This window comes from Glaciecola siphonariae, assembly GCF_042652645.1.
In the GTDB taxonomy this organism is placed as follows: domain Bacteria; phylum Pseudomonadota; class Gammaproteobacteria; order Enterobacterales; family Alteromonadaceae; genus Glaciecola; species Glaciecola siphonariae.
In genome coordinates, this window is the sequence record NZ_JBHSGU010000002.1 from 1,668,450 (window position 1) to 1,682,475 (window position 14,026).

Below are 14,026 nucleotides of genomic sequence, written 5' to 3' on the forward strand. Positions count from 1 at the left end.
AATTAGCGGCACGCTAATGATCGATGGGAGCGTATTTATAGCCCGAACCATACACAGCAATAATCAATTCAAACTCTTCTGAAATACTCTGTATTTTTTTGCGTAGTTTGCTCACATGACTATCAACGGTGCGATCAGAAACCACACGGTTGTCACTGTAAATAATGCTCATTAATTGGCTTCGAGAATAAATTCTGTTCGGTGTGCTCAAAAATGTTTGTAGTAACAAGTACTCGACTTTTGTTAAATCAACCGCACTTTTATTAAAGCGCGCTTGCTGACGCTCACTATCTAAAACTAACGCATTGCTACTGTTACAGATGTCTACATTCGGTGCGGCTCTTCGTAAAATCGCCTTTATTCTGAGCACTAACTCTGGTGCGCTAAACGGCTTACAAACATAGTCGTCCGCGCCAGCTTGTAAACCAATCAATCGGTCTTTCTCAGACGCTCGAGCAGTGAGCAAAATAATCGGCGCGTTTGTTTGCTCTCGAAGCTCTTTGCAAATTTCTAGGCCATCACCACCGGGTAGCATTATGTCCAATACCACCAAATCAGGTTTATAGCGTTTGACTATTTCAGTGACATCAAGTGCTGAGTGTAAAACGGTGCATTCAAAGCCTTCATGCTTTAAAAAAGCTTTGAGTGCATTTGCAATTGACACTTCATCCTCAACAACAAGTACGTGCGTCATTCGTCTCTATCTCCGTCTTGAAACAAGGGCAGTGTAAACTCAACCTTTAAACCACCTAGGTCACTATTTTCGGCCCTAATCTTACCACCGTGTTCTTTCACCAGCGCTTGGCATATCGACAATCCTAAGCCCGAGCCGCCCGACTCTCTACTGCGCGATTTATCTACCCGGTACAAGCGCTCAAATAATTGAGGCAAATGCTCTTTAGATATGCCGGGAGAACTGTCTTCGATGCAAATGATGCAGTGTGATTGCGTTGCACTTGCGGTAACCACAATCTCGCCTTGCGCATCAGTATAGCGACAGCTATTTGCTATCAAATTGTCTAAAACTTGACTCAAACGACGCTCGTCTCCTGTAAGCATAAGATCATAATCAAATTCGACCTTAAGCAAGATACTTAAGCCGGCATCATTTACGAGGGGCTCGTAGGTTGCCACTGTCTTTTCTAACCATGCTCGGACCTTTATTTTAGCAAAGACAATATCAAGCTCACCAGCATCCGCTTTCGCCAGTTGAAAGACGTCATTGATTAAGCCATTCAGGCTAGCAATTTTATTGTGTACAATAGAGTAAGTCTGCTTAGGGTCTTCGGCAATTTGATATTCAAGCATCTCTATTTGCAGTTTGATTGCGGCAAGTGGTGTACGCAATTCGTGTGATACGTCAGACAACATCTGATTTTTACGCTCAACAAGTTCTTGCGCTTTTTTTGCTTTGAATATTGCCAGTTTCCGCCTCTGATAGAGCACTATAAGGCTCCCCACCAATAATAGAAGCACAGCACCAGAGCTAAATATATACTGTTGGCGCGACTGTTTTTCTTTTAGTAATTCACTAGTTTGAAGTGCATTTTCTTCAGACAATTCAGCAAGCTTTCTTTGTTTCTCCTCCTCGTGCAGCAAGACTGAATATTGAGAGACCTGATTTTCTTTATCTTTCGTCACCCTTTCTTTATAGGTATTAAACAAGGTGTCAAATTCTCGCAAGGCAGTTTGATGTTCGCCCTTTGCCTTATATACATTTACAAGCAAGTGTTGAAAGCGCAAAATTTCGAGCCCTAGTCCTTGTGAATTCGCAATATCGAGTGCTGAATTAACTATCTTCTCTGCTTCGTCAAGCTCTTCATTTTCAAGTGCAATTTGAGCAATGAAGTAATCAATGCGTAAACGAGCCGACAATGATTGAGTTGTTTCTAATACATTTTTGGCTGTTTCAAAATGCGACAACGCTAAATCAAATGCTTTGTCGTTAAATGCAATACGCCCTAGTTGATACTGAGAGTGGCTATGCAAATCATAAAACTCATTCTCAGCCGCCGATTCGCTAGCTCTTTGAGCAAGCTCCCGCGCAAGCTCTTTGTTCCCCAAATCAGTCTCAAGCCTTACTCGATAGTTAATGACTTCTACGTGTTTTCTTGAAAAATCCAGCGTATCAAGCACGGCTTGAGACCTATCTAGATAATTGCGGGCAGCATCGAATTGAGCAAGGTCAATATGCATCGCACCGAGATTACTGAGTGTTGATGCGAAGGCTAATGGATTGGCATTTTCTTCTACAAGAGGGAGTGCTTCAAGTAAGTACTTAATTGCTTCACCAGTATCACCGTTTGACGAACTCACAAGCGCCAGATTGTTTAGAACATTACCTACCGCATTTTTCACGTCGGCGGCTCTATAAATATCAAGCGCGGCTAAATAGGTGTCGCGAGCTAGCAGATTTCGGCCAGTATTTTTGTATACAATTCCTAAGTTAACAATGGCTCGCGCTTTGTCAACTGGATTGCTAGGCTCAATGTTTTTCGATAAAAAATCACTAACTATCTGCTCAGCAACCTGATGTTCGCCCCTATCTATGTATACTCTAGGGAGATAGCCTGAAATTATGGCGTATTGATTAATCTCAGATTGACTTAACTCTGTGCGCCCAGCTAAGTAGGTGCGTACTGCTTGCCCGCTTTCCATGGCATCCGCTGGACATTTTAACCAGCACGAGCGAATAGTGTCGGCACTATCTTTTAATCTAATAAATTCTGCATTCGCCATAAGCTTTGTGGTGACGATAAGCAGACCAAAACAGACAAATGCGCGCAAATACCTCAAGCGTTTACTCCAACAATATGACGCTCCATGAGTATAACTCAATGATTTAAGTAAAACTGTCCAAAAAGTGTGGAATGCTAACGCTTAACTAGGTGTGCGGTTTATTTGTGCCACTATAAATACCACTCCACATTCAAAGCCGGTCGTCAATGTAAGGCTTATGTTCAGCTCTATCCCTTTTTGTTGTGCATGTTGCACTCGAAAATAACGCCCTCAAGCATTTGTATTATCTGCCGACTCTCTACTATACCGTTTTTATAAATTTGCAATTTACCTCAACTTACCACTGCTAACGGATGTGTGATGCAATCTTGGTTATCAAAAAAAATAGCGTTACTTTCGCTCACACCAGTGATTATTCTGGTTGGGTTTATTATTTTTAATATAGTTATTTCGTCAAAACAGTTGTCTACTGCATCTTTGACAAAAATAGAGGCAGAGTTTGCTCAATTCACCAATAGTGCTATCGCTGAAATTCAAAAAGAGCGAGGCATGAGTGCAGGTTATTTAAGTAGCGATGGCCAAAGCTTCGGCTCTGAATTAAAAAGGCAACGCTTGCTAGTCGATGCCGCCCTTGACAAGGTTTTTACTTACAATAATCTCGAAGAAATACCCAATGTAGAGGCTGAATTGCTTACTCAATTAAGTCTCTATCAATCAAATCTCAGTAATCTTCGAAAAAATATAGATAACCTAAATTTAAGCCTTTCTGCCAACATAAGCGAGTACTCTGAAGCGACCGAACTGCTGCTCGATTTTAACGGGCGAATGGTAGCATCCGTTAAAAATGCATTAGGTAAGCAAAAACTTGTTATTTTGTATAAGTTGGCGCGTCTTCAAGAAAATGCTGGATTAGAGCGCGCGCTAGTCAGCACCATATTTGCTGACTCGGTGATTAGCGCTGGTCAATTAATTAGAGTGCTCGAACTAACAAAAGCGCAGACTGAGAAGATCAACGACATAAGAGTTTTGTCGACAAAAGAGTTTAGTGGGGAGTTTTCTAAGCTTATAAACTCTCCAGAAAATAAAGGTGTAGACGCATTTCGGTCGCAACTTCAATCCAATAAGCTTACTTCTAATTCTGAGGCGTGGTTTAAAGCGGCTACGGCAAGAATAAATAAAATAGACAGCGCCAAAAAAGTGCTTTTTAGTCAATTGATATTGCATGCCGATGAAGACTATGAAACTGCGTTTTACATGGTGATATTTGATGTGATATTGCTCATCGTAGTGAGTTTACTAGCAGTAGCGACCTTTTCGGTTTTAAGTCTTAGAAAACAACAATCGTCAGAGCTTAAGCAGAAATTAGAAGTGATGCAAACTCAACAAGACTTGAGCCTAAGAATAGAGAAAATATCAAGCGACGATTTAGGACAAGTTGCACAACTTCTAAACAGTTTAATCGAACAATTTTGTCAAGATTTAGGTACCTTCCAAGACAACGCGCTAGAGATTGCTTCAGCAAGCGAACAGAGTGCAGCCTCTAGCTCTGCAACCAGTGAAAATTCCGCGAAACAGCAACGCGAAGTTTCTTCCAGCTTGATGCTAGCAAAAAGTGTCGAATTAGGCATCAAGGAAGATGTGAAATCACTTGCTGAACTTAGCAAATACACAAAACTTTCAGCTGATAAAGTGAAAGAAGGGGAAGCTATTGTTCAGTCTGCAGTGGTAGGGATACGCAGCACTGCAGATGAAGTGAAAAAGGTCGGTAATACAATTGAAGAATTAAATGCAAAAGTAGGTGATATTTTGAAAATGGTTGATGTTATTCGCTCGGTTGCCGAGCAAACCAACTTACTAGCGCTTAATGCGGCAATTGAGGCTGCAAGAGCTGGCGAACAAGGGAGAGGTTTTGCGGTTGTTGCTGATGAAGTGCGTGCGTTGGCTAAACGCACTCAAGATTCGACGGAAGAAATTGCGAACGTCGTCGATAATTTGAACGCGAGTTCGACTAAAGCTTTTGATTCAATTGCCAGTGGCGTGCAAACGGCGGATAACGCAGTCACAAGTTCTGACGAAATCAGTAGAGCTCTAGGTGAAGTTGCCGAAAACATGAAACAACTCGAGCGTTTAGCGCTCAATGCCGACCAATCTGCGCAACAACAAGGTTCGTCAATTACTTATCTCACGCAAAACATTGAGTCTGTGGATAAAATGTCTGAAGAAAATGCTCATGGCTCCGGGCAAGTAGCTAGCGCTGCATACCAGCTCTCCAGAGTTGCTTCGCGAATGCTTGAGAATATCCGAAAATACAAAGTGAATTAGACCTAACAATCTGCCTCATTTTATTTTGTCGCGCTCGGAACGTTTGAGTCTATTTTCTTGTTACTCTTTTATTCGGGCAAAAAAACGGCACTAAGTGCCTTTTTTTGAAGATATCGAAAGTTTAAGGAACAACTTAATTAAAACGCAGAGGAACAACTTAATTATTACTCACAACTACTCCGCAAAATCCCGATAAGAATCCAAATCCGGACACGAACAAATCAAATTCCTGTCTCCAAACACATCATCAATACGGTTTACCGTAGGCCAAAACTTATCTTTAGCTACTGCAGCTACTGGGTATGCTGCTAGTTCTCGACTGTAGCTGCGGGTCCAGTTTGCATCAATAATATCCGCTAGGGTATGCGGCGCATTGTGCAGTGGATTGTCGGTAGCATCCCACTCGCCCGACTGTACTTTGTCTATTTCTTGGCGAATGCAAATCATCGCTTCAATAAAGCGATCTAGCTCTGCTTTTGCTTCCGATTCAGTTGGCTCAATCATCAGCGTGCCGGCTACCGGAAAGCTCATCGTAGGCGCATGAAAGCCGTAGTCATTTAAGCGCTTGGCAACGTCCATTTCAGTCACGCCGCTGGCTTCTTTAAGCGGGCGCAAGTCAATAATACATTCGTGTGCAATGCGTCCGTTCATGCCTTTATATAAAATTGGATAGTGACCTTCTAGCTTTTTCGCAACGTAGTTTGCGTTTAATATCGCAACCTCGGTAGCTTTGCGTAGGCCATCGCTTCCCATCATTTTGATGTACATATAGCTAATGGGCAAAATAGACGCACTGCCCCATGGCGCAGCCGATACCGCACTATTGCTACCTAAATCTTCACCCGTGCCGCCCGCTTTTAAGTTCACTAGCGTGTGGCTAGGTAAAAATGGTGCCAAATGCGCTTTTACACCAATTGGGCCCATACCGGGGCCGCCGCCGCCGTGAGGAATACAAAAGGTTTTGTGTAAGTTAAGGTGCGATACGTCCGACCCAATTAAACCCGGAGACGTTACGCCCACTTGTGCATTCATATTGGCGCCGTCCATATACACTTGGCCGCCGTTTTCATGCACTATGTCGCAAATCTCTCTAACCGTTTGCTCATATACGCCGTGGGTCGACGGATAGGTAATCATCGCGCAGCTCAAATTGTCTTTTACTTCTTCCGCTTTTGCGCGCAGGTCTTCTAAATCAACGTTACCTTTGGCATCGCAATCTACTACCACAACTTTTAAGCTCACCATTTGCGCCGACGCTGGGTTGGTACCATGAGCAGACTGCGGAATTAAGCACACATTTCTGTGGCCTTCGCCGCGGCTCTGATGATAGCGCTGAATCGCTAGCAAACCAGTATATTCACCTTGAGCACCTGAGTTAGGCTGCATTGAAAGCGAGTCGTAACCGGTAATATTGATTAGCCAATCGCTGAGCTCGTCAATCATATGCCTATAGCCTTGCGCTTGGTTAAGCGGCGCAAACGGGTGCAGCTGACCAAACTCTGGCCACGTCACGGGGATCATCTCGGCAACCGCGTTGAGCTTCATGGTGCATGAGCCCAAAGAAATCATCGAATGATTAAGCGCCAAGTCTTTGTTTTCAAGAGACTTGATATAGCGCAGCATTTCGGTTTCGCTATGATATTTGTTAAATACTTCGTGGGTTAAATACTCTGTGGTACGCGCTAAGTCGGCAGGAATCGACTCACTGCCACTTTCAATAATCTCAGCGTCTAAGGCAGCTACATCTAAACCGTGGCCTTCACCTAAGAGCACATCAAACAAGTCGGCAATATCGGTACGTGTGGTACTCTCGTCAAGCGAAATGCCCACTGCATCGTCAATATTGCTGCGCAGGTTCATGCCTTTGCCTAGCGCCGCTAGTAACACAGCCTCTTTATTGCTCACGTTCACCGTAATAGTGTCAAACCAAGTGTCATGCTTGAGGCTTAAGCCTTTGCTGATGAGGCCTTTTGCTAAAATATCGGTAAAGCGATGTACTCTGTGGGCAATCGCGGCAAGCCCTTGCGGACCATGATATACCGCATAAAAACTTGCCATGTTGGCGAGCAATACCTGCGCGGTACAAATGTTTGAATTGGCTTTTTCGCGGCGAATATGTTGCTCACGTGTTTGCAATGCCATGCGCAATGCAGGGCGTCCGCGGGTGTCTTTACTCACGCCAATAATGCGCCCTGGTAATGAACGCTTGTATGAATCGCGCGTGGCAAAGAATGCGGCATGCGGGCCGCCATATCCCATGGGTACGCCAAAGCGCTGTGCACTGCCAAGGGCAACATCTGCACCAAGCTCACCCGGCGGCGTCATCATAGTGAGCGCCAGCATGTCGGTCGCCACTGCTACAATGCCTTTGTTTTCTTGTATGGAGCTTATAAGCTCACGAATATCAATGAGTTCGCCCGTGGTACCCGGGTATTGCAGGAGCGCACCAAACACGTCATGGTTTGCAGCATCTGCTACATCACCAACAATGAGTTCAAAACCAAACATATCAGCGCGTGTTTTTAGAACATCTATGGTTTGTGGGTGCACGTTATTTGCGATGAAAAACGCATTTGATTTTTTGTTTTTAGACACGCGTTTGGCAAGTGCCATGGCCTCGGCTGCTGCGGTTGCTTCATCGAGTAACGACGCCGACGCTAACGGCAAGCCGGTTAAATCAATCGTTGCCTGCTGAAAATTTAAAATGGCTTGTAAGCGGCCTTGCGCGATTTCAGGCTGATACGGCGTATATGCCGTGTACCAACCCGGGTTTTCTAGCACATTACGCAATATCACGTTCGGCGTTAAGGTATTGCTATAGCCCATGCCAATAAAAGAGCGATTGATCACGTTTTTTGCAGCAACGACTTTAAGCTCTTTAAGCGCGTCTACTTCACGCTGGGCTTCACCTACGTTCAAGCCCTCAGGCAAACGGATGCCAGCAGGCACAGTTTGCTGCATCAGGTCGTCTAATGACGTTGCGCCTACCTCGGCCAACATGTCGGCAATTTCTTGTTTGCCAGGGCCAATATGCCTGCGAATAAATTCGTTCTGATTTTCAAGCTCGCTTAGGCTCGCCGACGACAAAGAAACATTAGGGTTAGTTGCAACATTCATTTCACGTGACCTTTACAGTAAAAGTGACATTTTAAAATTCAAACGCTCTTCATTTGAATTACTTCAAAATAAGAAACGGCAGGCCAAGCCCGCCGCAACTGTCTTTGTAATACGCTAAATAGTACCTAACAGCTTGCTTTTAGGTACTTACTCGTCTTCTATTGAATTGCTGTAGCTTTCAGCGTCGAGTAAAGACTCTACTTCAGCCTCATCTTCTGCTTTAATTTTAAATAACCAACCGTCGCCGTAAGGGTCTGAGTTTACAAGCTCAGGCGAGTCTTCTAACTGTTCATTTACTTCGGTAATTTCGCCTGTTAACGGGGCATAAATATCAGAAGCCGCTTTAACCGACTCTGCTACTGCGCAGTCGTCTGCTTGAGCAACGGCGTCGCCCACATCAGGTAAATCAACAAACACCATGTCGCCTAAGAGGTCTTGTGCATGCTCAGTAATGCCTACTGTATACACGCCATCGCCTTCGGCACGGATCCACTCGTGAGTAGTGGCATAACGTAATTCATTTGGGATATTGCTCATAAAGTATCCTAGTAATTTGTAAATTGATTTATTTTTATGGTTGGCTCAACGCGCCACTTAATTTTCTTAAAAGGCCGGTACAGCGCCTATAAAACACTCTTTCCATTGCGCACAAAGCTTGGTTTTACCACTTCTACATCTACCAACTTCTTACGCATTTCAACCTGAACATACTCCCCTACTTTGGTGGAGTCGCCGTTTGGAACGCGTGCCATGGCGATGCTGTGGCCCAGTGTAGGCGAAAATGTGCCAGATGTAATCTTGCCGTCGCCATCTGATGTTTTAACCACTAAGCCTGCTCTAAGTACACCTTTGTCTTTAAATACCAGACCAATGAGTTTATCGGTGCCTGCCGCCTTTTGTTGCTCGAGTGCGGTGCGACCTACAAAGTCTCTGTCGCTAGGCTCCCACGTTATTGTCCAGCCCATGTTAGCTGCCAGCGGAGATACGGTCTCATCCATATCTTGTCCGTATAAATTCATACCCGCCTCTAAGCGAAGGGTGTCGCGCGCGCCTAAACCGCAAGGCTTTACGCCTGCTTTTAAAAGATCGTTCCAAAAATCGTGTGCGCGGGCAATTGGCACCATAATTTCGTAGCCAGCCTCACCGGTATAACCAGTGGTGGCAATGAATAAGTCTTCAGCCTGCACCCCAAAAAACGGTTTCATGCCGGCTACTGCTTCTTGCTGGGCTGCGCTAAAAAGACTACCTGCTTTTTCTTTCGCGTTTGGTCCCTGCACTGCAATCATGGCAAATTCAGTACGTTCTGTTACCGCAACATCAAAAGGTGCGGCAATTTTGTTCAACCAATTAAGGTCTTTTTCTTTGGTTGCGGAATTAACAACTAAGCGATAATTGGTCGCATCAAAATGATACACAATGAGGTCGTCTACCACGCCACCCGCTTCGTTTATCATACCGCTATATAGCGCCTTACCCTTTTGCTCTAGCTTTGCAACATCATTAGCGAGCAAATAGCGAAGATAGGCTTTTGCGTCTGTGCCGGTTACGTCCACAATTGTCATGTGCGACACATCGAACATGCCTGCATCTTGTCTTACGCTGTGGTGTTCTTCAATTTGAGAGCCATAATTGATTGGCATGTCCCAACCAAAAAAATCGACCATTTTTGCACCAGATTCTAAATGCGCAGCGTGCAGCGGAGTTTTGTTCATATGGCTCTCTTTGTGTATGTGTAAATGCGTGTGTGCGTATGTGCGTATGTGCGGTTTTTTAAAACCAACTCATTCAAAACAGTCCAAAGAGTATAGAAAGCTCACAGCATGCAAACAAATTAAAACTTTTAATCTATACATAAGTTATTTAAATGTTTTACCTCATATAAATAAACATTTATTATGCAAGTAATTGAAAGCGCATGCGTTTACCGATGCTTTTAATCGCTTGTAAATCCCTTAATCTTGAAGAGTGCACAAAGAACAATGAAACAGCTATCCCTAGATAATTTGCGTACCTTTGTAAGCATTGTTGAGCTTGGGAGTTTTTTAAAAGCCGCTGAAGCCGTGGGCCGTTCGCAGCCGGCCATAAGCTTACAAATCAAAAAATTAGAAAGTCAGCTTGAGCGTAAGCTATTTACAAAAGTAGGCCAGAGCTATCAAGCCAACAAAGATGGCGAGTATTTGTATACTCAGGCAAAGCAAATGCTGGCCATTAATGACGATATTATAAGAAGTTTAAGCACCCAACAGACTCTGCGCGGTCGGCTGCGCTTTGGTATTCCCAGTGAATTTGCCTCAACTTTGCTGCCTAGCATCATTGGTGAATTTTCGCAGCGCTATCCAGATGTATCATTAGACGTCACCTCATCGCTGTCGCGTCATTTACTCAGCAAAGCCCAGCGTAAAGATTTTGACTTAATACTCGCACTATCAGACAGCGAGCCTGACGAGCGTGGTGAGGTATTAATTGAAGATGACTTAGTATGGGTAGGCGATGCTGCGCGCAAACTCAGCAAGAACGTGCTGCCCTTAGTGCTCGCGCCCGAGGGCTGTGTGTACCGAAGCCGCGTAATTGAGCAGCTAAAGCAGCAAACTCATGCATGGAAAATTACTTATACCAATGCCGATTTATACGGGCTTATGGCAGCCATTAAGCAGGGCTTGGGTATTACCGCATTAGCAAAAAGTAGTTTACCCAGCGAACTCGATATCATTAAAGACCCACGTTTGCCGAGCTTAGGTAAAATTAAAATTTGCCTATTTAATCAAGACACTCAGCACCCACAGGTAAGCAAGACGCTCTCAACGTTTATACGGGCACGCATCAATTAACCTCCATAATGCTTACCTTAACGAAGCTTAAAAAGAGCGCGTATTAACAAAGCTGGCTGATAAGAGTACTATGAACAAAAGCGTTAACACCGCACGCAGGCCATCATGCTAAGTGCAAAAGACATCAAGCACCGCTTAGCCATAATAAGAAGACGACTCTATGCACAAAAAAATGCCTAAAAAAACTATGCCCAAATATACGAACCGCACCACCTCTAACATTTGCTTTCGCCTAGCCATTGCCGCATTCAGTTTAATTTGCATCAGCTTTACAGCGCTTGCAGCGCCCGGCGCTTCGGCACCCAGTAAAGCGAGTGATGAGGGCAGCGGTCCTTATGAGCGTTTAATTTTGCGCGGCGTCAACCTCATTAATGGCGAGGGTGCGCCTATGCGTGGGCCGCTCGATATCATTATTGAAAACAACCGCATTACAAATATTGTGAGTGTGGGGCATCCGGGTGTGCCAATTAAACCAGAAGGCCGACCTGTCGCCGGGCCCAACGATAAAGAAATGGAGCTAAGCGGACATTATGTGTTGCCCGGCTTTATAGATATGCACGGCCATATTGGCGGCTCAGCCGACAACATTCCGGCTGAATATGTGTTTAAACTTTGGCTTGCCCACGGTATTACCACCGTGCGTGAGCCGGGCAGCTTCAACGGCTTAGACTGGGTGCTCGACCACGTTGAACGCAGCCAAACCAATGAGATTGTTGCGCCTCGTATAGTGCCCTACCTCGGCTTTGGTATGGGTGCAAAATCGCCGATATTTACCCCTGAACAGGCGCGTAAATGGGTAAAACAAGCCGCAAAAGACGGCGCTAAGGGCATTAAGTTTTTTGGCGCCACACCAAAGGTCATGGAAGCGGCGCTAGATGAAGCCAAAGAGCAAGGTCTGGGCACTATGATGCATCACGCTCAGCTCAACGTAATGAGCATGAATGTATTAGACTCCGCCCGCCTAGGCCTTACCACAATGGAACACTGGTATGGTTTGCCAGAGGCTATGTTTACCGCCAAAACTATACAAGATTATCCGGCTACCTATAATTACAACAACGAACAAGACCGATTTAGTGAAGCCGGTAAGCTATGGGCACAAGCTGCCCCTATAGGCAGTGATAAATGGAATGCCGTACGCGACGAGCTCATTTCTCTTAACTTCACGATTAACCCCACCATGACGATTTATCAAGCAAGCCGGGACCTAATGCGAGAGCGAAACGCCGACTGGCATGACGACTATACCCTGCCTACTTTATGGGAGTTTTTTAAACCCAGTCGCTACGCCCACGGTTCTTATTGGTTTGATTGGACCACTAGCGAAGAAATCGCGTGGAAAGAGAACTTTAATCTATGGATGACCTTCTTAAATGACTATAAAAATCATGGTGGGCGAGTCACCACTGGCTCAGATTCTGGGTATATTTATAAAATTTATGGCTTTGGATATATTAGCGAGTTAGAGCTACTGCAAGAAGCCGGCTTTAACCCTTATGAGGTTGTGCAGTCGGCAACTCTAAATGGTGCTGAGGCCCTAGGGATGGACGACCAGATTGGTTCAATCAGCATCGGCAAGCTGGCCGACATGGTGATTGTTGATCAAAACCCCTTACAAAACTTTAAAGTGCTCTACGGCACCGGCCATTATCGTCTCGACGACAACAACCAGCCAACGCGCGTGGGCGGCGTAAAATATACAATAAAAGACGGCATTGTTTACGACGCAAAAGCGCTACTGGCCGACGTAAAAGAGATGGTTGAACAGGCTAAGCAATAAACACCTAAGTTTCTGCCTGCTGAATAAAAAACTGCTTTACCGGGTTTAGCTTGTTAGCGGTATATAATCCTGTGCTTCTAAGCAGTTTTTTCAGTGGGTCGGAGCCGCTAAACAAGCGCTTAAAGCCTTCCATAGCTGCAATCGCTTTTTGCGCTTGCGCTTTACGTGCTCGTTCATATTTACGCAGTTGTTGTTTGCTGTAAAAAGGTTTATTCGCCTGTATACTTTGGGCAATGTTATGGGCTAATGCCTGTGCATCTCCAATCCCTAAGTTCGCACCCTGCCCCGCCAATGGATGAATGGTATGCGCTGCATCACCTATTAAAGCAACCGACTCGTCTACCCACTGGCGCGCATAGCGCATTCTAAGAGGGTAGCTAAAGCGCTCAGTGCTAAGCGAGCACAATCCGAGCTTCATATCAATCGCACGGCCCAAGGATTTGCAAAACTCGGTATCATCTAAGGCCATTAGGTCTTCAGCAGCTTGGGTGTCTTGCGACCACACAATTGAACACTGAAAGCTATCTGCTAAAGGCAAAAAAGCCAACGGGCCGGTGGGAGTAAAAGCCTGCCGAGCACATAACGTGTGCGGCTCACTTGTGTTTACATTGGCCACTATGGCAGTTTGGTCATAATCCCAAAACGTATGCACAAAGCCTGCATTCTGGCGCACAAAGGAGTTGGCACCGTCGGCACCCACTACAAGTTTAGCCACAATGAGCTGTCCATTGCCAAGCTGTAGTTGATATTCACCATTGCTGAGCTGCATCTGCTCAATCGGTGATCCCATTAGGTATTGAATACTGCTGACAGCGCTCGCTGTACGATACAAACCTAAGGTGATTTGCTCATTTTCAATAATGTTTCCAAGCGCGTCTAGGCCAATCTCGTCACTGTGAAAGTCGATTCCCGCAAAACTATCTTGCTCCCAAACATGCATGCTTGTGTATGGTTGTTTGCGAGCAATGTGCTGCCACGCGCCAAGTGATTCAAAAATCTGTTGGCTTGCATGGCTTATTGCGCTTACCCGAGGCGAAAACACCTCGGGCTGACCAGACGCACTGTCCTGCTCACTGGTTTTTACTGCGCTAAGGTCTTGTGTGTCGATAACAACAACGCTGAGCGCTTGCGTCTCGGGAATATTCGCGAGCAACAAAGCTAAAGTTTGACCCACAATGCCAGCCCCCGCAATAACAACGTCGGCTTGAATAATCAGCCCATGCTTTTTGCTTGCGCTCAT

9 protein-coding genes are annotated in these 14,026 nt (G+C 45.1%); 3 read left to right on the forward strand and 6 right to left on the reverse strand.

What is annotated here, in order from left to right; translation table 11 throughout:
• Positions 1-13: 13 nt before the first annotated feature.
• Both ACFO4O_RS08725 and ACFO4O_RS08730 read right to left on the reverse strand, forming a co-directional pair.
• Positions 14-694 carry a response regulator gene (locus ACFO4O_RS08725; protein ID WP_382407480.1) on the reverse strand — a complete coding sequence of 227 codons (681 nt, stop codon included), beginning with the start codon at positions 692-694 and terminating at the stop codon, positions 14-16.
• Positions 691-2,796, reverse strand: coding sequence for an ATP-binding protein (locus tag ACFO4O_RS08730; protein WP_382407482.1), 2,106 nt, complete (start codon positions 2,794-2,796; stop codon positions 691-693). Before ACFO4O_RS08730 ends, ACFO4O_RS08725 begins: the two co-directional genes overlap by 4 nt.
• Positions 2,797-3,099: 303 nt before the next feature.
• On the opposite strand from ACFO4O_RS08730, the gene ACFO4O_RS08735 reads away from it, so the two are divergent.
• Complete coding sequence (locus ACFO4O_RS08735; RefSeq protein ID WP_382407484.1) at positions 3,100-5,061, forward strand: methyl-accepting chemotaxis protein; 1,962 nt, start codon at positions 3,100-3,102, stop codon at positions 5,059-5,061.
• Positions 5,062-5,235: 174 nt separating this feature from the next.
• Here the strand turns inward: ACFO4O_RS08735 and gcvP are convergent, their stop codons facing one another.
• From gcvP to gcvT, 3 genes are all read right to left on the reverse strand, one after another.
• Complete coding sequence (gene gcvP, locus ACFO4O_RS08740) at positions 5,236-8,178, reverse strand: aminomethyl-transferring glycine dehydrogenase (protein WP_382407486.1); 2,943 nt, start codon at positions 8,176-8,178, stop codon at positions 5,236-5,238.
• A gap of 147 nt (positions 8,179-8,325) precedes the next feature.
• Positions 8,326-8,715: a glycine cleavage system protein GcvH gene (gene gcvH / locus ACFO4O_RS08745; RefSeq protein WP_382407488.1), complete on the reverse strand. Its 390-nt coding sequence runs from the start codon at positions 8,713-8,715 to the stop codon at positions 8,326-8,328.
• Between the two features lie 86 nt (positions 8,716-8,801).
• Positions 8,802-9,890, reverse strand: coding sequence for a glycine cleavage system aminomethyltransferase GcvT (gene gcvT / locus ACFO4O_RS08750; RefSeq protein ID WP_382407490.1), 1,089 nt, complete (start codon positions 9,888-9,890; stop codon positions 8,802-8,804).
• A 267-nt stretch (positions 9,891-10,157) separates the two neighbouring features.
• Between gcvT and ACFO4O_RS08755 the strand changes: the two genes are divergently transcribed.
• The gene (locus ACFO4O_RS08755) at positions 10,158-11,006 is read left to right on the forward strand and encodes a LysR family transcriptional regulator (protein WP_382407491.1); all 849 of its coding nucleotides are present in this window, start codon (positions 10,158-10,160) and stop codon (positions 11,004-11,006) included.
• 187 nt (positions 11,007-11,193) lie between these two features.
• Entirely contained in the window at positions 11,194-12,786 is a 1,593-nt protein-coding gene (locus ACFO4O_RS08760; RefSeq protein WP_382407493.1) for an amidohydrolase family protein, read from the forward strand.
• Between the two features lie 4 nt (positions 12,787-12,790).
• Here the strand turns inward: ACFO4O_RS08760 and ACFO4O_RS08765 are convergent, their stop codons facing one another.
• Positions 12,791-14,026, reverse strand: a complete 1,236-nt coding sequence (locus ACFO4O_RS08765) for a UbiH/UbiF/VisC/COQ6 family ubiquinone biosynthesis hydroxylase (protein WP_382407494.1) — start codon at positions 14,024-14,026, stop codon at positions 12,791-12,793.

Bases quoted from the DNA above. Each gene is read 5' to 3' on its own strand.
- ACFO4O_RS08725 (WP_382407480.1), bottom strand. From the start codon at position 694: ATGACGCACGTACTTGTTGTTGAGGATGAAGTGTCAATTGCAAATGCA.
- ACFO4O_RS08735 (WP_382407484.1), top strand. From the start codon at position 3,100: ATGCAATCTTGGTTATCAAAAAAAATAGCGTTACTTTCGCTCACACCA.
- gcvP (WP_382407486.1), bottom strand. From the start codon at position 8,178: ATGAATGTTGCAACTAACCCTAATGTTTCTTTGTCGTCGGCGAGCCTA.
- gcvH (WP_382407488.1), bottom strand. From the start codon at position 8,715: ATGAGCAATATCCCAAATGAATTACGTTATGCCACTACTCACGAGTGG.
- gcvT (WP_382407490.1), bottom strand. From the start codon at position 9,890: ATGAACAAAACTCCGCTGCACGCTGCGCATTTAGAATCTGGTGCAAAA.
- ACFO4O_RS08755 (WP_382407491.1), top strand. From the start codon at position 10,158: ATGAAACAGCTATCCCTAGATAATTTGCGTACCTTTGTAAGCATTGTT.
- ACFO4O_RS08760 (WP_382407493.1), top strand. From the start codon at position 11,194: ATGCCCAAATATACGAACCGCACCACCTCTAACATTTGCTTTCGCCTA.
- ACFO4O_RS08765 (WP_382407494.1), bottom strand. From the start codon at position 14,026: ATGAGCGCAAGCAAAAAGCATGGGCTGATTATTCAAGCCGACGTTGTT.